Here is a 20,143-nt window from a genome sequence, read left to right as displayed (position 1 = left end):
TCCTGTCGCCCGCCAAAAGGAAAAACCCAAATCGAACTACCATTCGATTTGGGTTTTAATGGACTTTAATATTTTCTTTTCCAATCGCGACACTTGCACTTGTGAAATCCCCAGTCGCTCCGCGACTTCCGATTGGGTTTGATCCTTGAAATAACGCAGGAAGACAATCAGTCGTTCTCGCTCTGTCAACTTATTGATCGCTTCTTTCAAAGCAATTTTATCAAACCATTTACTCTCATCGCTATCCGAAATTTGATCCATGAGGGTGATCGGGTCCCCATCGTTTTCAAACACGGTTTCGTGAATGGAGGAAGGGACGCGATTCGCCTCTTGAGCCAACACAACCTCTTCCGGGGTGACGTCTAGGGCATCGGCAATCTCGACAATCGTCGGTATTCTGCCATTTCGTTTAGACAATTCATCTTTCGTTCGTCTGACTCGATTGGCCATTTCTTTTAACGACCGACTTACTTTAATCGTCCCATCATCCCGTAGAAAACGCTGGATCTCGCCAATGATCATTGGCACCGCATACGTTGAAAATTTAACATCATAGGACAAGTCGAACTTGTCCACTGCTTTCAACAAGCCGATACAGCCAATTTGAAAGAGATCGTCGGCCTCATAACCGCGGTTTAAAAACCTCTGAACGACAGACCACACCAACCGAATATTACAGTTGACTAGTTTGTCACGTGCCCCTTGGTCCCCGTTTTGACTATCTTTAATTAGTTGTTTTACCTCTTCATCTTTCAAATAGGGATGAGTCGCGTTCCTTACATCTGTCTCCATCGGCATATCTCCCTACTAGTTATAGACCGCTTTGTCTTTTACTAGGTTTTTCCTTAGTACAATTCTCGTCCCTCGTTCTTTCCCTGTTACAATTTCAATCGAATCCATAAAATTTTCCATAATCGTAAAGCCCATTCCCGAGCGTTCCAATTCAGGCTTCGTTGTAAACAATGGTTGTCGCGCCTCTTCTATATCAGCAATGCCTGTCCCATGATCTTCAATTAAAACTTCGATATATTCGTCGTCATAACAGGCCGAAATTCGCACCTGTTTAGACGCATCTTCTTCATAACCATGAATAATCGCGTTCGTCACCGCTTCTGAAACGGCCGTTTTAATCTCTTCTAATTCATCCAGCGTTAGATTCAACTTCGACACAAATGCGGCGACAGCGACTCTCGCAAAAGATTCGTTCTCGCTGCGCGCGGAAAATTCTAAATTCATGACGTTCTTTTTGCGCTCCATCATTAAGCCACCCCCAACAGTTGAAGAGCTTCCCCTTCATTTTCTTTGATCTTGATTATTTTAAACAAGCCAGACAATTCGAATAAACGGTGGATCAGCGGATTGATCGAGCAGACGACCAGTTCACCGCCGCGGCTTGTAATTTGTTTATATCGACCTAAAATAACGCCAAGACCAGAACTGTCCATAAAGTGGAGATGTTCTAAACTGAGCACAATATTTTGAACATGGCCGCTCAGAATTTTCTCTTCCATTTGCCGTCTTAAATTTTCAGCTGTGTGATGGTCTAGTTCCCCGCGCAAACGAACAACTAGAACGCTAGAAACGACTTCTAGATCGATCTGCAGACTCAAATTCACTCACTCCTCGTAGGTATCCTTGTTTGTTTTCCTTCACAAGCATAGCTTTCTACATAGGAATAGGAATTTCCTGCCAGTCGACAAAACTAGAAAAAAATCGAGGGCTATGTCGAAAAAAAACTAGCCTCTCGATTTATTAGGCGATTATTCAAAACTAAGGAACATCCGCTTGCTAACACGTTTCATTAACTGCCACCAAGTCGCTTTTTCAACATCGGTTTCAGCAATTAGATCCAACTTACCGACCTCTTTACCATCTAACTTAACGATCATTTCTCCAAGTACATCTCCTTGTTTCACAGGCGCGTTAATCCGCTCATGAATGATCGTTTCTTTTTGCATGTCTTCCGTATTGGTCCCCTTTTTTGTTAAAACGCCAAAGTTTTGCGAGGCGATAATATTCACTTCTGACTCAGCGCCTTTGTTGATCTTCGCTTGCTCAATCAGTTCGCCGCGCTTCACCAACGGGTGGGATTCGTATTGCGAGAACGCAAAATCAAACATCGCGCTGATCTCTTGGTTCCTCGTTTTTGAATCAGGTTCTCCCATCACAACAGATATGACCCGTAAGTTATCCCGTTTCGCGGTAGCGGTTAAACAAAATTTCGCCTCAGACGTATAACCTGTTTTCAGCCCGTCTGCTCCCGGGTAAAAGCGCACTAATTTATTCGTATTCACAAGCCAGAAAGGCTTGTTCGTGTCTTTTCTTAAGTAATCTTGATAGAGACTTGTGAACTTAGTAATCTCTTCATATTTCAATAATTCCTTGGACATCACCGCAATATCATGCGCGGTCGAATAATGGTCTTCTGCTGGTAATCCGCTGGAATTTTTAAATTGGGTGTCTTTTAAACCGAGTTCCTTCGCTCTCTGATTCATTTTAGCCGCAAAATTTTCTTCGGTTCCCGCCAAATGCTCAGCCATCGCGACTGAGGCATCATTCCCTGAAGCGATCGCAATTCCTTTGAGCATATCTTCCACGCTCATCATCTCGCCCGCTTCGAGGAATATTTGTGAGCCGCCCATTGACGCGGCATACTCGCTTGTTCTAACTTGATCTGTCAATTTAATTTCGCCGCGATCCAGCGCCTCCATAATCAGCAGCATCGTCATCACTTTCGTAATACTAGCTGGCGGTAATTTTTCATGGGGATTTTTTTCAAAAATAACTGTCCCCGTATCCGCGTCTATCAGGACAGCAGATTTCGCGTTCGGGGCTAAATTGACCGTTGGTTCCTCCCCGTAACTTACAGCTGGCATCAAACAGAGCAACGCAGTGAGTAATATAATTAACTTCTTTTGCATGATCTCCCTCCAAACAGTTAATCGATCCATTTTCGGTCTATTACTATCCTAGTTTGGACAAAGGGCTGGATAATTATAACAGTAGAAATTGAAATGTGAGGTATGGATTGCGGAGTTCATAAAAAAACGGACATACAACAACATAAGGCTAGCTAGAAAGTCACTTGGGATGACCTTCTAGCTAGCCTCTATTTTTGTTCTTCATATAGATGACACGCAGTAAAATGACCTGATTTCACTTCCTGCCACTTGGGTACAACTTCCGAACAAATGTCCATTACTTTTGGACAACGCTCGCGGAACGGACAACCGGACGGCGGATTAATCGGGCTTGGCACATCCCCTTTTAACATGATCCGTTCGCGTTCGCGTTCAATCGCGGGATCTGGAATCGGAATCGCCGACAACAACGCCTCCGTATACGGATGCAGCGGATCCGAATAAAGCGCCTCACTGTCTGCGAGCTCGACCATTTTACCGAGGTACATCACCGCAACACGATCACTAATATGCTTGACCATCGATAAATCATGCGCAATGAATAAATAGGTTAGCCCCATTTTATCTTGCAAGTCTTTTAGCAAATTGACGACCTGCGCTTGAATCGATACATCGAGCGCGGAGATCGGCTCATCACAAATAATGAACGATGGTTCGACAGCAAGCGCGCGGGCAATCCCAATCCGTTGGCGTTGCCCGCCGCTAAATTCATGTGGAAAACGGCTCATATGCTCGGGATTCAACCCAACCAATTGCAGCAATTGTTGAATCCGTTCTTTTCTTTGTTCACCCTTGGCCAATCCGTGGATATCGAGCGGTTCACCAATAATATCGCCCACCGTCATTCGCGGGTTCAAAGACGCGTACGGATCCTGAAAAATCATCTGAATCTCTTTGCGTGTTTCTTTCAGTTGACGAGGAGAAAGCTTTTGCAGATCCGTCCCGTTAAACAGCACTTCTCCTTCTGTCGCGTCATATAAGCGTAAAATAGTACGGCCCGCGGTTGATTTTCCACAGCCAGATTCTCCCACAAAGCCAAGCGTTTCACCGCGATAGATGTCAAAAGTTAAATCATTGACCGCCTTCACGACTGCGTCGCCACCGCCAAAAAACTTTTTCAAATTTCGAACTTGCAACAACGGTTCGCCTCGTTCAGCCACCAACTGTTGCTCTTTATTTAGCCAAATGACTGACATTTGCTTTCTCCCTCCTTTGCCTGTTTTCCTCCGTTTGCGGCGGTGTCAACCGTTTTTTTGCCAACGGGTGATTTAACCAACATGCAGATTGATGAGAGGGAGTACTCGCCTCCATCTCAGGACTATACTCTAGACAAACTTTCATCGCGTACTCGCAACGAGGCGCAAAAGCGCATCCTTTCGGCGGATTTAATAGATCCGGCGGTGTACCGAGAATCGGGACAAGCGGTTCATCCTTTTTCAAGTCCAACCGTGGCACCGATTTTAATAAACCTTTTGTATACGGGTGTTTAGGGTGATAGAAAATCTCATCAACGGTTCCTGTTTCAATCACTTCGCCGGCATACATCACAACGACGCGGTCACACGCCTCGGCAACGACCCCTAAATCGTGCGTGATCAAAATAATCGAAGCGCCTGTTCGCTGCTGAAGCTCTTTCATCAGATCCATAATTTGAGCCTGAATCGTCACGTCCAACGCCGTTGTCGGCTCATCCGCAATCAACAATTTCGGATTGCAAGCAAGCGCAATTGCGATCATCGCCCGCTGACGCATTCCGCCGCTAAATTCATGCGGGTATTGATCGACGCGTCGGTCCGACATGGGAATGCCAACCAAATCGAGCATCCCAATCGCCTGCTCTTTCGCTTCCGCTTTGGACAATCCTTGGTGTTTAATCAATCCTTCCATAATCTGACGACCGATCGTCAAGGTCGGATTTAAAGATGTCATCGGATCTTGGAAAATCATGCTGATCTCTTTACCGCGAATTTTTTCCATCTCTTTTTCTTTTTTAGGGACGAGATCTTCTCCTTCAAACAAGATTTGACCTTGTTTAATCTCACCAGGCGGCATTTCAATCAATTTCATGATTGTTTGCGAGGTGACCGATTTACCGCAACCCGATTCCCCGACGATCGCGATGGATTCCCCTTTGTTGACATGAAAGCTTACGCCGCGGACAGCCTTCACTTCTCCCGCATACGTATGAAAAGAAACGCGCAAATCTTTGACTTCTAAAATTTTTTCCATTGTGACCGAGTCACCTCCCGTTATTTACGCATCCGCGGATCGAGCGCATCACGCAACCCGTCTCCAAACACGTTAAAAGATAGCATCGTGATGCTGATGAAAATAGCCGGGAAAAACAAGCGCCATGGATAGAAGCGCAAAGCCCCTAAACCGTCGTTTGCCATCGTACCCCAACTTGCGATCGGAGCTTGCACCCCTAATCCTAAAAAGCTTAGGAATGCCTCGGTAAAGATCGCAGAAGGAACGGTTAATGTCATCGTCACGATAATCGGACCCATTGCATTCGGAATTAAATGTTTAAACAAAATTCGAAACGCGCTGGCGCCAAGAGAACGAGCGGCAAGCACATATTCTTGTTCTTTTAATTGTAAAATTTCACCGCGCACAATTCGCGCCATTCCAATCCATCCGGTAATCGTCATCGCGATAATGATCGTAAACAAACCTTGTTCCATGACGACCATCAGCATAATCACAACTAATAGATGCGGCAGACCGTATAAAATGTCAGCGAAACGCATCATCGCCTCGTCCACTTTTCCCCCGTAATAAGCAGCCACGCCGCCCCAAACGATACCAAGCGCCAGGTCGATCAACGCCGCTGCGACCCCGATAAACAGCGAAATGCGCGCCCCGTACCAAACCCGCGTAAAGACATCGCGCCCTAAATCGTCCGTTCCAAACCAATAGTCACTGCTCGGCGGCAAGTTGTTCAACTTCGGGTTGGTATCATAATACGTATGACCGCTCAACCACGGGCCAACAATGGCCATAGCGATTAAGGCGACCAACATAACCAAGCCGAACATCGCTAATTTATTTTGTTTAAGCCGACGCCACGCATCTTGCCAAAAATTCATACTTGGCCGCGTAATTTCTTCCGCTCCAAGCGCCTTTTGGTCAATCGGCTCAAATAATTGTTCAGAAAGTTTCACTTGTTGTTGGGCCATACTCTATTTCCCCTTTCCGGAGAGCTTGATGCGGGGATCGACAATTCCATAAGCTAAGTCAACGAACAGAATCAACGTCAGCAACACAATGCTATAAAAGACCGTTGTCCCCATAATTACTGTATAATCTCGATTACTGATGCTGGTAACAAAGTGACTACCCAGACCAGGAATCGCAAAGATCCGCTCAATTACAAATGTTCCCGTTAAGATCCCAGCGGCAAGCGGACCTAAATACGTAATAACTGGCATTAACGCATTTCGTAACGCATGTCGAACCGTCACCACAAATGGGCTCAACCCTTTTGCTTTAGCGGTCTTGATATAGTCTTGATGCAACACTTCGAGCATATTGGAACGCGTCAAGCGAGCGATAAAAGCCATCGGCAACGCCGCTAGAGCAAAGGCGGGCAATACGACGTGCTGCAAGCTGCCCCATTTGGCAACTGGGAGCACGTTCATTTTCATCGCAAAGAAATATTGGAAGAAGGTCGCCAAAATAAAGCTCGGCACCGAAATTCCAACAACAGCGACGATCATCGCCGTGTAGTCTTGCCATTTATTATGGTTTAAGGCCGCGATCACCCCAAGGATCAGGCCAAAACTAATCGCGATAAACAACGCGGCCGCCCCCAACGTAAAGGAAACGCCAACCCCATCGCTAATAATGTCATTCACCGTTCTACCTTTATACTTAAATGATGGCCCAAGATCCCACTTAGCCACCGACACTAAGTACTTCCCATATTGTACATAGAGCGGGTCGTTCAACCCATAGTGTTCATACATCGATTGTTGAATCTCTTCAGGCACTCCTCGTTCAGATGTAAATGGATCACCTGGGATGGCCTGCATTAAAAAGAATGTGGCGGTAACGATTAAAAAAAGGGTGATAAACACAAATCCGATTCGTCTAACAATATAACGAGCCACCCATTGCACCTCCTCCAAAACCCAATTCATTACAGTTCTGACTATTCAAAAATCCCGATTATAATAGACAAGGTATATGCGGAGACTTGATCTTCCTCACAACATATACCTTGTCGTTTATCCACCTATATTTTATTCTTCGACGTAAGCATATTTGTAATCGATGTCCCCGGTTCCGTGTAAAATAACCCCTTTTACTTTGTCTGTTTTCACATACGATTGTGTGTAAAAATAGATCGGCGCGATCGGCATTTCATCCATTAAAATCTGTTCCGCTTGCGCCAGTAATTCTTTTCGTTTGGCTGGATCTGTTTCTTGATCGGATTGCGTCAACAGTTGTTGATACTGCGCATTTTCCCACAGCGTGTCATTGTTTCCGCCGTGTTTATCTTTGTACAATTCAAGGAATGTAACGGGATCATCATAGTCCGCTAACCAACCCATTCGTCCAATCTCAAAGTTTCCTTGGTGTAAATCTTCAATATATACTTTCCACTCCGCATTAGACAATTTCACATCGACGCCTAGCGCTTGTTTCCATTGATCTTGGATCGCTTGAGCGATTTTCGCGTGGGCCTCGTTCGTATTGTAACTCAACGATACGGATAGTTGATCTCTAGTCATACCAAGTTCTTGTAGCCCTTCATCAAGCAAACGGTTCGCCTCTTCCACGTCATGGTCTTTGAAGTAGTCACCTTCATGCACGGCCACCGTCGGCGGAATCGCTCCCATTGCGGGAATTTCATCTGCTTGTGTTACGTTTTCAATAATCGTTTGACGATCGATCGCATAAGCAAAAGCTTTACGCGCTTTGGCGTTTGTAAATGGTGGTTGTTCTGTGTTGAACTTGTACCAATACGTTCCTGTAATCGGCATGATCACTAAACGATCTTGATCTTTCAACGTTTGCAACGCGTCTTTTGGCAGATCGGATGTCGGTCTTCCCGCCCAATCTAACTCGCCGTTTTCAAACATATTTAATGCGGTAGACTCGTCCTCAACAATGGAGAAGTTAATTTGGTCCAGCTTTACTTTTTCGTAGTCCCAATAATGCTCATTCTTCTCAATTTCTACCTTGCTGCTATGTTTCCACGTTTTTAATTTAAAAGGACCGTTGGATACATATTTTTCTGTCGCATCGTTCGCCCAGTCTGCATTCTCCGTAACGACGGCTTTATTTACTGGCATGTACGTATAAAAAGCAGTTAGTTCAAGGAAAAACGGGGTTGGGTTTTCCAACTCCACTTGTAACGTGCGCGCGTCTAAAGCTTTCACCCCGACTTGTTCAGGGTCATCAATTTGACCTTTATTGTACGCTTCCCCGTTTTTAATGTAGTAAAGTTGGTATGCGTAGTTTGCGGCGGTTGCCGGGTTTAACACACGCTTCCAAGTATATTCAAAATCATTGGCAGTTAACGGTTCCCCGTTCGACCATTTCGCTCCTTCGCGAATCGTAAATGTATACGTTTTTAAATCATCAGAGATTTCTATTTTTTCAGCGGCCGCTTCATGCGGTAGGTCATCTTCTCCAATGCGCGTTAGCCCTTCAAACACTTGACGGATAATCGCCCCTGAGGTGCTATCTTCCGCTAACCCGGGATCGAGTGTTGGCGGTTCGGCCGATAGCGGAATGTTAAGTGTTTGTTCGCTACTATTAGAAGCGCCTCCACCGCAACCAGTTAATAGAATTGCTGAGATAATAACTGTTGATACAACTTTAAATAATGCTTGCTTTTTCACATTCAGTCCCCCTTAACATGTACAGTTCCCCCACCGATGATTTAAAGTCCGTCCCCAGCTGATTGGACGAAAGAAAAGGAATCTTTATATTGTTTAAGTTCAATCGACACATCGGCCGAGATAATTCCTTCAATCTTCGCCAATTCTTGGTTCACAAAATTAACTAGTTCATCATTGGATCGAAAATAGGCTTGTAAAATAATATCATTCCGTCCGGAAAAAGCCCCAATAAATCGCACAGCCGAGAATTCTTGTAACTTACTCGCCACATCTTCTTGAAAGCCAAGTTGAGTTTTAATGCCAATGATTGCTTGCACGAATAACCCAATTTTATTCGGATCGACATGAATGATAAATTCAAAGATGCGATCTTCCAGCATTTTATTGATTCTTGATCGGATCGTTCCTTCGCTCACATTAAGCAAATTGCCCATTTCGGTATAGGATTTTCTGCCATCCCCTTGTAATAACCCCAAGATTTCGAAATCTAACTGATCTAATTTTTTCATATCACTACTCCAAGCTCTGTCTCTATCTCTCAGGCATTTTCTTAAATACGATTATATCATTATTTCGACATGATTCTACGTATTTCGAAACAAACTTTTGTGGAATTTACTGTTTCATTATAAATAGATGTTATTTTTGAATATTAATACGACACTACTTAGTCACATTCCACCCCTATCTAAGACAGTTAGCTTCAAACTTTGTACACAACTGCATGATTATAACTTGACAGAATAGTAGAACTTTTGTAGAAAAACGAAGCGGTTGGTTCAGGGCGAAGTTACTAAGGTTATCACCTTGTTTTGGTTTGTAATGACTTGTTTGTTAGGGCTTAGACTTTAGTTGGATAATAAAAACGCATCGAACGAGGAGACGCTCGGAAAGCGGTCATCATTGAACGAATGAAGACACTTTAGGCGAGATCTCGGGAGGTGAGGCATCCTCATCGAGGTAATGATGACGCGAAACGTGAGGAGTTGGCATATGAGCGCTCTTCATAAGACCGCCGCCATTGAAATTCCAGCAACCAAAAAAGCAGTTGAAGGAAGGGCATTCTCGCCTTTCTCCAACTGCTTTTTTACGCTTGGGCGCGCTGCGTCGGGCTTCACCTGTTTACATTTTTTCGATGATCCCTAACATCAACTTGCTAAATTTCTCTCTTACTTTCTCCGCTGTCTCCACTACTTCCTGGTGGGTCAATGGTTGCGGCAGGATCCCCGCGGCCATATTGCTTATGCAAGAAATGCCTAGTGTCCGCATCCCTTGCTGACTGGCGACAATTACTTCAGGCACAGTCGACATACCGACCGCTGCCGCGCCGAGCGTTCGGAGCATCCGAATTTCCGCTGGCGTTTCATAGCTTGGACCACTTAATCCCGCATAAACTCCGTCACGCAGCTGAACCCCTTGGGCGCTCGCCACGGAATGGGCCAAGTCGGCCAATTCTTTTGTATACGCTTCCGACATATCTGGAAAACGAGCCCCAAATCGCTCATCATTAGGTCCAATCAGCGGATTACTCCCCGTCATATTGAGATGATCGTTAATCACCATCAGATCGCCGGGTTCGAAATCCGTATTAATTCCGCCAGATGCGTTCGTAACGAACAGTGTTTGTACGCCCAAAGCGGCCATTACGCGAATCGGAAACGTTACTTCCTGCAAAGAATAGCCTTCATAATAATGAAAGCGACCTTGCATCGCCACCACGTTTTTCCCTTTTAAGCGGCCAATCACCAATTGACCTTGATGTCCCTCTACCGTTGAAACGGGAAAATGAGGAATTTGTTCGTAAGCAATTTTGGTCGGTTGTTCAATTTCATCCGCCAGGGCACCAAGGCCTGATCCAAGGATTAAACCTAGTTCTGGCTTTACGCTTACCTTACTTTGGATATATTTTGCGCTTTCTTCAATTCGCTCAAATGTTTGCATATCGTTCTCCTCCTAAATCTCCGCTAAAAAACTGCGCCCCCACTTCGGCGGCTGCAGCTGAAAATTGTCCGCGATCGTTGCCCCCACATCAGCAAACGTCTCGCGAACGCCAAGATTCATCCCTTGCGCTAAGCCGGGATAATAGACAAGCAGCGGAACATATTCTCTCGTATGATCTGTCCCATGGTGTGTTGGATCGTTGCCGTGATCCGCCGTGATGATTAACAAGTCATCAGCCCGTAGTTTCCCGATTATCTCAGGTAGTCGTTGGTCAAATTGTTGTAAAGCTTGTCCATAGCCGAGCGGGTTACGACGATGTCCATATTTCGCGTCAAAATCAACGAGATTAATAAAGCCTAGCCCCTCAAACGAACGGTCCATCACGCCTAACAATTGATCGACCCCATCCATGTTGTCTTTCGTTTTAATCGAATCGCTGACCCCTTCACCCGCGAATATATCAGCGATTTTTCCAATCGCAATCGACTCCAAGCGAGCATCCACTAATCCATTCATCACCGTCGGACCTGGCGGTTTAACCGAATAATCGCGTCGATTCGCCGTTCGTTCAAATTGACCTGGCGATGAGCCAATAAACGGTCGAGCGATCACGCGTAAAACGGGATAATCGCTTTGCTCTAACGTCAGTTCGCGCGCCGCTTCGCAAATGGCATACAATTCATCGATTGGAACGACCTCTTCATGAGCGGCAATCTGAAACACCGAATCCGCTGATGTATAAACGATCACATCACCTGTTCGCATATGCTCTTCGCCTAATTCCTCAATAATTTCCGTTCCAGAGGCCACTTTATTGCCTAACACGCCGCGACCAATTTTCGCTTTGAAGGCATCGATTAACGGTTGCGAGAAACCTTGCGGATACGTCTGAAACGGGGTCTCCACTTTTAAACCCATCATTTCCCAATGCCCAGTGCTCGTATCTTTGCCCGCAGACACTTCTGCCATTTTCCCAAAATGCGCCGCGGCTGGATGCTCGGCGCTGACGCCGAGCACGCTCTCAATATGCCCCAGCCCAAGTCGTTCCAAATGAGGGACCGCCAATCCGCCCATTTCTTCCGCGATATGTCCAAGCGTATGGGCCCCGCGATCGCCAAATCGGTCCGCATCAGGCAATTCGCCAATTCCTACGCTATCTAGCACAACTAAAAACACCCTTTTAAACCTCATCCTTTTCCTCCCTAGATTTCATTTGTATCTATCTTCTCCAGAATAGGAATTTTTAGCGCTTTACGCGAACCTGCTATAATCACCGACTTAAGCCGCCGATGCGATCACATAACCTTCTTTTCACTTTTGAGAAGTCGCATTCGCGTAGATTTGCGTCGTTGAAATATCGACATGCCCTAACTTTTTTTGAATCGAACGCAAATCCGCCCCATTTTCCAACAAATGCATTGCAAAGGAGTGCCGTAACGTATGAGGGGTTATATCCGCGCTCATCTGTTCCTGTTCTGTATATTTTTTCATCAATTTCCAAAAGCCTTGTCTCGACAAACGCCGACCGTGATGATTTAAAAAAAGCGCGGCATCCCGCTGCTGCTTCAACATTTCACGGCGAGCGCTTTCTAAATAAAGAGTGATCGCCTCAATGGCTCGGGTTCCAAGCGGGATCATTCGCTCCCCTTGCCTATTCATACACTTCAAGAAACCTGACGATAGGTTGACGTCAGCCACATCGACCCCCAACATTTCTGAAACTTTAATGCCTGACGCGTACAGCAACTCTAACATCGCCCGATCACGTAGTCCCGCCGCATGATCGACAGCTGGAGCAGCCAGCAATCGCTCCACCTCGGACACGCTTAACACTTTCGGCAACCTTTTTTCCACCTTTGGGGCTTCCGCGCCCAACGTCGGATCCTCGTATACGACCCGTTGTTCAAGCAAATACGAATGAAAAGAACGAACAGAGACCAGCTGACGGGAAATGGTAGCGGGAGCCCGTCCTTTTTCTCGCAAAACAAATAGAAAGGCGTTCACATCTTCCGCGGTGACTGCTTTCCAACTATCAGCGCGCCTCGCCCTCAGGAAATGGAGATACGTATGTAAATCCCGTCGATAAGAATCGATGGAGTTTTTGGCAAGCTTTTTTTCCAGCTTCAAATACGTCATAAATCGATTGAGCCACGCTTCCATATGGATGTCTCCTTCTACCAACTTTCTAGAAATCGTGTAACGCGCTGCTCCTATCTGTATTCCACCTCGCTTGCGTTTTTCCTTCACAAAAGGATGAATTATTCTCCGAACCAATAGAAAAACTTGAGCCGATCGACCGCGCTCATATTCGCCGCCGCATAGCCCTGCCACTCAACCTTCATTACCTTAACTGCCCCCCGTTCCGGCTTGCGGTATGGATTGCTTGGTTTGATCACATCAGAAAAGAATGAAATGATACTAAAAAAAATAAAAGTCGTGATGAAAAAGAGGACGATCAATTTGATCGCTTCTAACAACCGTTGAAACGATATAAACATACCCATGCCCCACCCCTCGAACAATTTATCGAAACGCCTCGGAACAAACGGCGCGCCGTTCCAACACGATCTTACGCAACTTCGATATCGACCAATAGATCACACTGGACAAGGTCGGTTCATTCCATGTTATTCCTATCATCGGCAAATTATACGAGGTCTTAACCGCAAAAAAAAAGAAATCATCCGCTCCTCTTTATGAAGACGATGATTTCTTTATGTTGTTCGTTCATTATCGTTCGTTTTATGATTGACATCGGTGACATGTGCCGTGAAAGGTCAGGCGATGATCGACAATCTTAAAATTAAAATCTTGCTCAACGACCTGCTCGACTTCTTCCAACAGATCCTCCTCGATCTCATCCACCGTTCCGCATTGAATACATATTAAATGGTGGTGGTGATGTTCCGCATTTTCCGCCCGAAATTCAAAGCGAGCCACACCGTCACCAAAGTTGATTTTATGAATAACCTTTAATTCACTTAACAATTCTAACGTGCGATAAACAGTAGCTAGTCCGATCTCAGGCGATTTCACTTTCACCAATAAGTAGACATCTTCCGCGCTTAAATGATCCTCTTCGTTTTCTAATAAAACATGTACGGTTGCCTCTCGTTGGGGTGTTAGTTTATATCCTGATGTGTGCAGTTGTTCCTTGATCCGCTCAAGTCTTTCTTTCACGAATATTCCTCCCCCGTGCCTTAACCTACCATTTCGCCCGAATAGGGACCATGGTACTCCATCTCACTCCATATATTATAGAAGAGGCTAGCAAAAGAAGTCAAATGAAAAAGCGATTCCTCCGTCGGGTTAGCCGAGACCGATTTGCTTCATCAGCAACGGGGAAACAAACGTTTCAAATAATGAAGCGACGCTTAAGATGAACCCTAACAGAACAACCAACAACGTATAGCGCAAGAAAAAGGGGTAGATGTGTTCACCCCGACGCATAAAACGAGATCGAATCAAACGCAACGAAAAGGAGACACCTGCTGTGCCCATAATGATAATGACGGGAATGACAAGCAAGTTCTGTGGAAGAACTGACAAACCAGCCATCATTAATCCGCTCCAATGCCATTGATGGGCCAAGAATCCAACGGTAAATCCAACGACAAGCCCTTTTAAGAAAACCATAATTAAAATGATCGGCAAGCCAATAATTGACAACCCGAGCATCCAAATCAACCCGATATATTTTAAATGGTCGCCAAGCGACTGCTGAAAAGCGGCTGTTGGATTGACTTTCAAACCCGAATGCAATTCGCTAAAAAATTGCGTTAAGTACCCCATTAAATCTTGCTTCTGATTCGTGGCGAGAGAGTTGACAAGTATGGCCCCAAAACTTACCCCCATCGTAAATAGAACGATAATAAATAAATAGAGCGATAGATTTTCCTTCAAATGATGCTGCAATGATTGTCCAAACGGTATCCGCCGCAACTCTTTCCCTCCTCAGGCATGGTATATGACATCTTATGCCTGAGGTCGAACCTTTATGTCCACTATTCGAGTACTTTTCCGTAGCGACCGCCGCCGCCAGACGCAATTCGCATTTGACCTTGCCTATTTTTGATAATCGCAGCGGCCAGAGCCGCTCCAACCACATCCGCTAACTGTTGTTCCGTCGCCTCATGGAGCACATTCATTTCCGTTTGAAACTGACCCAATAAACGTTCCATCGTCTTCGGTCCCAATTTGGGGATAAATTCAAGCGGCACTTGATGAATGTAAGGGGGACGGTGCGCAGGATGCAACGGCGCGGGGCGATCGGCGATCACTTGCAAACGATTGAACACCCCTTGAATGAGCTGCGGGTGACCACAATCAGGACACCGTTCGCCCGCTGTTTCAGAAACGAGCTCTGAACAAGCGGCGCACCGAGTCAAATGGTATTTGCCTAGTTTGGGCTGCAAACCGTAGTTAGCGACGATCTGTCTACCCTCTTGTCGCCATAAAGCCATTTTCCATTCCTTAAAATTACACGCCTTCATTCTCATCTTCTGATATTCACGTCCGATTTTTGCTAACGAGTGCGCATCTGAATTCGTCACAAACGATTGATCCGTTAGTTCAGAAAGGCGATCCGCCATTTCCGTATCCGAGCTCAAGCCAAGTTCAACAGCGGGCACTTGACTTAAATCTAACAGCTTTTGTATCGAATCGCTGCAATTACCGTAAACACTTTTGAACGGGGTAAAAATATGGGCGGGGATCAGCACAGCTTGACGCAATTGAACTTGTTCTTGCAACTCTTCCATCGACGCGTATAGTCGTTGCGTACTGAGATGCGGATTAGTCACTTTGGTCGCTAACCAAGCAGAAAAAGCCTTCATCTCCGTTAGCGTTGGACAATACACGAGAAAATGCGCGCTACATCCGAACGCCTCAAAACGCACTTCCACTTCGCATCCCATAATGACTGTCGTCTGCTTGTAACGCAGGCCGCCTTCGGTAAGCTCTTGCACCACGCCTTCGCGGATGAGCAAGTCTACTTCCTCCAACACTTCAGGGGAATGCATGTCGATGATACCGATCAGGTCCAACCCTTTGCGCTCGGAAGCTTCTTCGATAATGTTAGAAAAAGTCAATTGATTCGATGCTGTAATTTTAACCGCTCTCCCAAGATAAGAGCGACCGATGTGAATATGAAAATCTGCAAAGTATTCATTCATATCCGTTAGCCCTGTTTCAGTTGCTGATTTTGCCAATGATAAACAGCAAGAATCGTTTTAGCGTCAATGATCTCGCCCGCTTCAATCCGTTCGAATGCTTCATCCAAGGTCAACTCGACTAATTCAACGAACTCATCTTGATCCGGTTGCGCCTCCCCTTTTGTCAATGAAACCCCTTCATAAATGTACAGGAGCTCATCTGCAAAACCAGGCGATGTGTAAAACTTTGTCACGAACTTCATCTGCTCGGCTCGGTATCCTGTTTCTTCAATCATTTCACGTTTCGCGCAATCAGCCGGATCTTCGCCGGCTTCCAGTCTACCCGCCGGGATTTCCAAAATCGTCTGATCTAATGGCTTGCGGAACTGTCGCACAAACACCATTCGTCCTTCCGATGTAATCGCGATGACCGCCACCGCTCCCGAATGGCGCACGATCTCCCGTTTTGCTCGGTTGCCATTTGGCAACTCCACATCATCAACTTGTACACGAATAATTTTCCCATCGTAAATTTGTTCCGTGCGAATCGTCTTTTCTCGCAAATCACTCATCTTCATCTCTCCTCTTTTTCAGTTCTAGCTTGTACGTCCCTTACATATCTTCTACCAAAACAGTTGCTTGTATCCGGGAGGGATCACATGAAAATTTATTATGATCGTCAATCGATTCGCATGGTTGGGAAAGCGTGGCAAATACGAGCCAGGCTTAGGAGTTGGTCGAAGCGCGCCATAACGATCCAAGATCTGTTGCGGCAAAAGGGGCATCGCGTGAATGATCAATAATCGTTTCCGCAAAATCAGCGGTGGCCGCGACCGATTTGAAAAATAACGGATCTTGTTCCATCCCCCTGCCCATCGTCGTTACATGCAGCGGGTAGGGGGCTAACAGATCGCCCAACGCGCGAATCTTTTCCTCCTCTTTATAATGGAACATATGCCCGTGACTTTCAAGCGGCCATGTTTGCGCCACCTCCGCTAATAGAGGGACATGAATCGGAACTAACGTGTGACGCAAGATCGCCTTCGTATGTTGACTGATTCCATCATGGCGATCGCGACTGTCCGCCCCGCTGACACGCGGGACCAAAATCGGAACGCCCCCTAAAGAATGAGCCGCATGCAACGCCTCGACTTGTTCCATCCCCGTAAAACCTAACGGTGTTGATGTGCCAACGATGCCCGGTCCCATTGCCACAATCGTCACATCCGCCCGCAAAATATGTTTAGCCGCAAGTAAAGCGGTATATATATTCACACATTCCAAATCCCCGCCAAAGGCATGCCCAACCGTAATCGTTCCATCCAACCAGCATAACTCTTTGAGCGCCCGCGCATGCCGACTCAACGCAAGCGGAAGTGAACCTTTGTCGGTCATAATATAAGCCACCCGACGATCACAATCGCCATTTTTAAAATAACCCGCCAAAATAGGAGTCATACTATGTAATCCGCCAACGATCACAGGCATGCCTTCAATCGAATCCTCTTCTAAAAAAACAGCGTGATACGGGCTGCCTTCCTCCTCACAAGAACCGACAGCCAGTTGCAACGGCGTATAACGCAGCTTCATAATGTGTCCTTCTCGCGAAATCGGACCACTTGGCGGATTCGGTCCTTTCAGCACAAAATGATAGCCCCCTGTCCCCAGAGACAACTCGACAGCGGTCGTGTTTAACAACACTTGGTCGCCAATCGCGACTTTCCCCGTTAAGATCGGATAATTAATCGCCTTTTCCATTTTTCCGTGGCTAATGATCTCCAATTCTTGAATTTCATCGCTGTCATACACAATTTTAATGACGGCCGCTTTTCTCGTCTGAAGCAACTTTAGCTCACTCCTCTCATAAGCGTCTTCGATTTAGGGAACATTGAAAGAAACGTTTCTCATATGGAGGTTATGATGAGATGAGCAAACAAATTCATACTACCTTTCGTTCCGCAGAAGACGCCCGCGTGGCCCAACACGTTTTGCATGAGCAAGGTTTTGAGCGCATCCGTATCGAGCAAAACGAATTGATCATGGAAACGGTGGATGAGAATTGGATCGCCGCATTTGAAATTGTAAATAGTCTCGGCGGCGATGTGGAACAGACGATAGCCGAAATTTATGGCCTGGAGGATGAGCAAAGTAAGGGGGAGCAAATACAAGATCCACCTATTCCCGAGCAACAGATGGAACCAAACCTAGTCGACCCACGCGCTTATTTGGACGCAAATCTCGGCTATGGCGATTATGAGCTGATCGAACCGTATATTTTACATCGTTACCAGAAGCTTGACGATGAAGCGGACCCCACTGAACAGCCGTAAATAAAAGGAGCGCCTGATAGATTATCCAGACGCTCCTTTTCCTTCCTAATTTTCAATGGCGGCGCGGGCTAAAGCAACGACAAGTTCCGCCGCTTTATTTAATTCCTCAATCGGCATTCTTTCGCTGGTCGTATGAATTTCTTCATAACCGATCGCCATGTTCACCGTCGGGATCCCGTAGCCCGCGATCACATTGGCGTCGCTACCGCCGCCGCTCGCCAACAACTTCGGTTCGCGTCCAACCGCTCGGACCGCTTGCATCGCTTTTTGCGTAACGACATCTTCTTCACCGTAACGATATCCCGGATACATTACTTCCACATCGACTTCGATATTCGTTTGGAATTCTTCCTCAGCGACAGCGAATGCCTGCTTCATCTTGTCGATCTGGACCTTCATCTTGTCGGGTTCAATGCTTCGCGCCTCTGCTTCAATATCGACCCGCGGGCAAACAATATTGGTCGCTTCTCCGCCTTGAATGACACCAATATTGGCCGTCGTGTCCTCATCAACCCGACCTAACGGCATGCGCATAATCGCGCGACTAGCGACTTGAATGGCGCTAATCCCATCTTGCGGATTGACGCCGGCATGAGCCGCTTTCCCATGCACAACCGCCCTAATCTTCGCCTGTGTCGGCGCCGCGACAACAATCTCTCCTACTTTTCCATTGCTGTCCAACGCAAAACCGTACTCGGCCTGCAATTGCTTTGGATCAAACGCCTTTGCCCCGACTAAACCCGATTCCTCTCCAGCTGTGATCAACGCTTGAATCGTCGCATGTGGGATTTGCTGTTCACGTAAGACTCGCAATCCCTCTAACAATGCCGCGACCCCAGCCTTATCATCACTGCCCAGAATCGTCATTCCATCGGACGTGACATACCCATCTTTGATCTTGGGTTTGATTCCTCTTCCTGGCGTAACCGTATCCATATGACATGTAAAATAAATGGTCGGTCCATCCGTATTCCCTGGTAACGTCGCAAGCAAGTTGCCCGCCCCATGGCCGGTCACTTTCATCGTATCGTCCTCGACTACATTCATTCCTATAGCAATTAACTTTTCCTTTAACGTATCGCAAATTTCCCGCTCAAACTTCGTTTCGCTATCGATTTGAACCAGTTCTAAAAATTCCGCGAGCAGTCTTTCTTCATTAATCAAGGTAAGACCCCTTTCTCGTTGCTAACTAAATATGTACGCCATTTATTATACCGTTTTAGAAGGCCTTTCTCCAAAAAAATGCCACATTTAATTTTCAAATTCGGATCTCATTTGAAACGATTCACACAGTTCAATTAAAACCCCGCGCGTGGAGCTCGGATGTAAAAAAGCGATCTGATTCCCGTCTGCTCCTTGTTTTGGAGTCGGGTCAATCAAATTAATTCCTTGCTCCTGTAAAGCGCGCAATCGTTCGCTTAAACTGTCCACTTGAAAAGCGAGATGATGAATTCCCTCCCCGCGTCGTTCAATAAAACGAGCAATCGGACTATCGGGACTCGTCGCCTCTAACAACTCCAGACGCGTTTCTCCAATTTTCAAAAAGGCGATTCGAACCTTTTCACTATCAACTGTTTCATATCCTTCCAACGTGAACCCTAATACAGTTGTATATAAATGGACTGCCTCTCGCAAATTACTGACAGCAATTCCGATATGAGCGATCTTCTTTGGCCCGTCCCTCTTCATTTTCCTTCACTCCTCACACCGTAAATTCACTGAATTGCTTTATTCTATTCCGAAAACCGCTCAAAATTCCGTTTGCTGCTTAGGACCCGTTGTCCTCCTAGCAAAAAATCGATAAAATAAAGGTATGACTATAATGTGACGGAGGACTGAAGATGATACCGCAAAAATATACAAAGGCTATTGTTTATATCATTATATTCACGATGGTTTTATCGACTTTAGTTATGGGCGTAGGATTTTTTCTTTAGTTGAATGAG

General features: G+C 46.0%; 24 protein-coding genes. 3 read left to right on the top strand and 21 right to left on the bottom strand.

The features are described from left to right. Nucleotides 1–36: 36 nt before the first annotated feature. The 18 genes from sigF to BEP19_RS02695 form a co-directional block, all read right to left on the bottom strand. Nucleotides 37–792, bottom strand: coding sequence for an RNA polymerase sporulation sigma factor SigF (gene sigF / locus BEP19_RS02780; RefSeq protein ID WP_120188313.1), 756 nt, complete (start codon nucleotides 790–792; stop codon nucleotides 37–39). A gap of 15 nt (nucleotides 793–807) precedes the next feature. Then, nucleotides 808–1,257 (bottom strand): anti-sigma F factor, encoded by a 450-nt coding sequence (spoIIAB, locus tag BEP19_RS02775; RefSeq protein WP_147393769.1) that lies wholly within the window; start codon nucleotides 1,255–1,257, stop codon nucleotides 808–810. Nucleotides 1,258–1,259: 2 nt separating this feature from the next. Beyond that, nucleotides 1,260–1,610, bottom strand: coding sequence for an anti-sigma F factor antagonist (gene spoIIAA / locus BEP19_RS02770; protein ID WP_120188312.1), 351 nt, complete (start codon nucleotides 1,608–1,610; stop codon nucleotides 1,260–1,262). Between the two features lie 150 nt (nucleotides 1,611–1,760). Further along, nucleotides 1,761–2,921: a D-alanyl-D-alanine carboxypeptidase family protein gene (locus BEP19_RS02765; protein ID WP_120188311.1), complete on the bottom strand. Its 1,161-nt coding sequence runs from the start codon at nucleotides 2,919–2,921 to the stop codon at nucleotides 1,761–1,763. A gap of 188 nt (nucleotides 2,922–3,109) precedes the next feature. Beyond that, nucleotides 3,110–4,117: an ABC transporter ATP-binding protein gene (locus BEP19_RS02760; protein WP_120188713.1), complete on the bottom strand. Its 1,008-nt coding sequence runs from the start codon at nucleotides 4,115–4,117 to the stop codon at nucleotides 3,110–3,112. After that, nucleotides 4,095–5,150 (bottom strand): ABC transporter ATP-binding protein, encoded by a 1,056-nt coding sequence (locus tag BEP19_RS02755; protein ID WP_120188310.1) that lies wholly within the window; start codon nucleotides 5,148–5,150, stop codon nucleotides 4,095–4,097. The genes BEP19_RS02760 and BEP19_RS02755 overlap by 23 nt, the downstream gene beginning before the upstream one ends. A 20-nt stretch (nucleotides 5,151–5,170) precedes the next feature. Further along, a complete protein-coding gene (locus tag BEP19_RS02750; RefSeq protein WP_120188309.1) occupies nucleotides 5,171–6,100 on the bottom strand; it encodes an ABC transporter permease in 930 nt (309 codons plus the stop codon). 3 nt (nucleotides 6,101–6,103) lie between these two features. Then, a complete protein-coding gene (locus BEP19_RS02745) occupies nucleotides 6,104–7,033 on the bottom strand; it encodes an ABC transporter permease (RefSeq protein ID WP_120188308.1) in 930 nt (309 codons plus the stop codon). A 132-nt stretch (nucleotides 7,034–7,165) separates the two neighbouring features. Next, the gene (locus BEP19_RS02740) at nucleotides 7,166–8,773 is read right to left on the bottom strand and encodes a peptide ABC transporter substrate-binding protein (RefSeq protein WP_120188307.1); all 1,608 of its coding nucleotides are present in this window, start codon (nucleotides 8,771–8,773) and stop codon (nucleotides 7,166–7,168) included. Nucleotides 8,774–8,814: 41 nt separating this feature from the next. Further along, the gene (locus BEP19_RS02735) at nucleotides 8,815–9,282 is read right to left on the bottom strand and encodes an Lrp/AsnC family transcriptional regulator (RefSeq protein WP_120188306.1); all 468 of its coding nucleotides are present in this window, start codon (nucleotides 9,280–9,282) and stop codon (nucleotides 8,815–8,817) included. Nucleotides 9,283–9,895: 613 nt separating this feature from the next. After that, nucleotides 9,896–10,714: a purine-nucleoside phosphorylase gene (locus BEP19_RS02730; RefSeq protein WP_120188305.1), complete on the bottom strand. Its 819-nt coding sequence runs from the start codon at nucleotides 10,712–10,714 to the stop codon at nucleotides 9,896–9,898. Between the two features lie 12 nt (nucleotides 10,715–10,726). Continuing rightward, complete coding sequence (gene deoB / locus BEP19_RS02725) at nucleotides 10,727–11,905, bottom strand: phosphopentomutase (RefSeq protein ID WP_120188304.1); 1,179 nt, start codon at nucleotides 11,903–11,905, stop codon at nucleotides 10,727–10,729. Nucleotides 11,906–12,025: 120 nt separating this feature from the next. After that, nucleotides 12,026–12,874: a site-specific tyrosine recombinase XerD gene (gene xerD, locus BEP19_RS02720; protein ID WP_120188303.1), complete on the bottom strand. Its 849-nt coding sequence runs from the start codon at nucleotides 12,872–12,874 to the stop codon at nucleotides 12,026–12,028. 98 nt (nucleotides 12,875–12,972) lie between these two features. After that, nucleotides 12,973–13,218, bottom strand: coding sequence for a DUF4227 family protein (locus tag BEP19_RS02715; RefSeq protein ID WP_120188302.1), 246 nt, complete (start codon nucleotides 13,216–13,218; stop codon nucleotides 12,973–12,975). Nucleotides 13,219–13,456: 238 nt separating this feature from the next. Further along, complete coding sequence (gene fur / locus BEP19_RS02710) at nucleotides 13,457–13,894, bottom strand: ferric iron uptake transcriptional regulator (protein WP_120188301.1); 438 nt, start codon at nucleotides 13,892–13,894, stop codon at nucleotides 13,457–13,459. A 129-nt stretch (nucleotides 13,895–14,023) separates the two neighbouring features. Next, a complete protein-coding gene (gene spoIIM / locus BEP19_RS02705; protein ID WP_245983269.1) occupies nucleotides 14,024–14,656 on the bottom strand; it encodes a stage II sporulation protein M in 633 nt (210 codons plus the stop codon). Nucleotides 14,657–14,718: 62 nt separating this feature from the next. After that, the gene (locus tag BEP19_RS02700; protein WP_120188300.1) at nucleotides 14,719–15,888 is read right to left on the bottom strand and encodes an endonuclease Q family protein; all 1,170 of its coding nucleotides are present in this window, start codon (nucleotides 15,886–15,888) and stop codon (nucleotides 14,719–14,721) included. A gap of 5 nt (nucleotides 15,889–15,893) precedes the next feature. After that, a complete protein-coding gene (locus BEP19_RS02695; protein WP_211329301.1) occupies nucleotides 15,894–16,439 on the bottom strand; it encodes an NUDIX domain-containing protein in 546 nt (181 codons plus the stop codon). Between BEP19_RS02695 and mciZ the strand changes: the two genes are divergently transcribed. Next, a complete protein-coding gene (mciZ, locus tag BEP19_RS18250; RefSeq protein WP_425452701.1) occupies nucleotides 16,371–16,670 on the top strand; it encodes a Z-ring formation inhibitor MciZ in 300 nt (99 codons plus the stop codon). The two genes, BEP19_RS02695 and mciZ, sit on opposite strands and share 69 nt — an antisense overlap. Here the strand turns inward: mciZ and BEP19_RS02685 are convergent. Next, nucleotides 16,594–17,712, bottom strand: a complete 1,119-nt coding sequence (locus BEP19_RS02685; protein ID WP_120188297.1) for a DUF3866 family protein — start codon at nucleotides 17,710–17,712, stop codon at nucleotides 16,594–16,596. The two genes, mciZ and BEP19_RS02685, sit on opposite strands and share 77 nt — an antisense overlap. 80 nt (nucleotides 17,713–17,792) lie before the next feature. Between BEP19_RS02685 and BEP19_RS02680 the strand changes: the two genes are divergently transcribed. Then, nucleotides 17,793–18,197, top strand: a complete 405-nt coding sequence (locus BEP19_RS02680) for a hypothetical protein (protein ID WP_120188296.1) — start codon at nucleotides 17,793–17,795, stop codon at nucleotides 18,195–18,197. A 45-nt stretch (nucleotides 18,198–18,242) separates the two neighbouring features. Here the strand turns inward: BEP19_RS02680 and BEP19_RS02675 are convergent, their stop codons facing one another. Continuing rightward, nucleotides 18,243–19,358 (bottom strand): M20/M25/M40 family metallo-hydrolase, encoded by a 1,116-nt coding sequence (locus tag BEP19_RS02675; RefSeq protein ID WP_211329313.1) that lies wholly within the window; start codon nucleotides 19,356–19,358, stop codon nucleotides 18,243–18,245. A gap of 90 nt (nucleotides 19,359–19,448) precedes the next feature. Then, nucleotides 19,449–19,886, bottom strand: coding sequence for a methylmalonyl-CoA epimerase (mce, locus tag BEP19_RS02670; protein WP_120188294.1), 438 nt, complete (start codon nucleotides 19,884–19,886; stop codon nucleotides 19,449–19,451). Between the two features lie 152 nt (nucleotides 19,887–20,038). On the opposite strand from mce, the gene prli42 reads away from it, so the two are divergent. Further along, nucleotides 20,039–20,134 (top strand): stressosome-associated protein Prli42, encoded by a 96-nt coding sequence (gene prli42, locus BEP19_RS17500; RefSeq protein ID WP_170145234.1) that lies wholly within the window; start codon nucleotides 20,039–20,041, stop codon nucleotides 20,132–20,134. Nucleotides 20,135–20,143 lie beyond the last annotated feature (9 nt).

The sequence above is a fragment of the Ammoniphilus oxalaticus genome, from assembly GCF_003609605.1.
Lineage (GTDB): Bacteria > Bacillota > Bacilli > Aneurinibacillales > RAOX-1 > Ammoniphilus > Ammoniphilus oxalaticus.
Note: the sequence above shows the minus strand (reverse complement) of the source record. Positions and strands in the feature narration are given on the sequence as shown.

Coding starts and splice junctions, on each gene's coding strand:
- sigF (WP_120188313.1), bottom strand. CDS start 792: ATGGAGACAGATGTAAGGAACGCGACTCATCCCTATTTGAAAGATGAA.
- spoIIAB (WP_147393769.1), bottom strand. CDS start 1,257: ATGGAGCGCAAAAAGAACGTCATGAATTTAGAATTTTCCGCGCGCAGC.
- BEP19_RS02765 (WP_120188311.1), bottom strand. CDS start 2,921: ATGCAAAAGAAGTTAATTATATTACTCACTGCGTTGCTCTGTTTGATG.
- BEP19_RS02760 (WP_120188713.1), bottom strand. CDS start 4,117: ATGTCAGTCATTTGGCTAAATAAAGAGCAACAGTTGGTGGCTGAACGA.
- BEP19_RS02755 (WP_120188310.1), bottom strand. CDS start 5,150: ATGGAAAAAATTTTAGAAGTCAAAGATTTGCGCGTTTCTTTTCATACG.
- BEP19_RS02750 (WP_120188309.1), bottom strand. CDS start 6,100: ATGGCCCAACAACAAGTGAAACTTTCTGAACAATTATTTGAGCCGATT.
- BEP19_RS02735 (WP_120188306.1), bottom strand. CDS start 9,282: ATGAAAAAATTAGATCAGTTAGATTTCGAAATCTTGGGGTTATTACAA.
- BEP19_RS02730 (WP_120188305.1), bottom strand. CDS start 10,714: ATGCAAACATTTGAGCGAATTGAAGAAAGCGCAAAATATATCCAAAGT.
- deoB (WP_120188304.1), bottom strand. CDS start 11,905: ATGAGGTTTAAAAGGGTGTTTTTAGTTGTGCTAGATAGCGTAGGAATT.
- xerD (WP_120188303.1), bottom strand. CDS start 12,874: ATGGAAGCGTGGCTCAATCGATTTATGACGTATTTGAAGCTGGAAAAA.
- BEP19_RS02715 (WP_120188302.1), bottom strand. CDS start 13,218: ATGGGTATGTTTATATCGTTTCAACGGTTGTTAGAAGCGATCAAATTG.
- BEP19_RS02700 (WP_120188300.1), bottom strand. CDS start 15,888: ATGAATGAATACTTTGCAGATTTTCATATTCACATCGGTCGCTCTTAT.
- BEP19_RS02695 (WP_211329301.1), bottom strand. CDS start 16,439: ATGAGTGATTTGCGAGAAAAGACGATTCGCACGGAACAAATTTACGAT.
- BEP19_RS02680 (WP_120188296.1), top strand. CDS start 17,793: ATGAGCAAACAAATTCATACTACCTTTCGTTCCGCAGAAGACGCCCGC.
- mce (WP_120188294.1), bottom strand. CDS start 19,886: ATGAAGAGGGACGGGCCAAAGAAGATCGCTCATATCGGAATTGCTGTC.
- prli42 (WP_170145234.1), top strand. CDS start 20,039: ATGATACCGCAAAAATATACAAAGGCTATTGTTTATATCATTATATTC.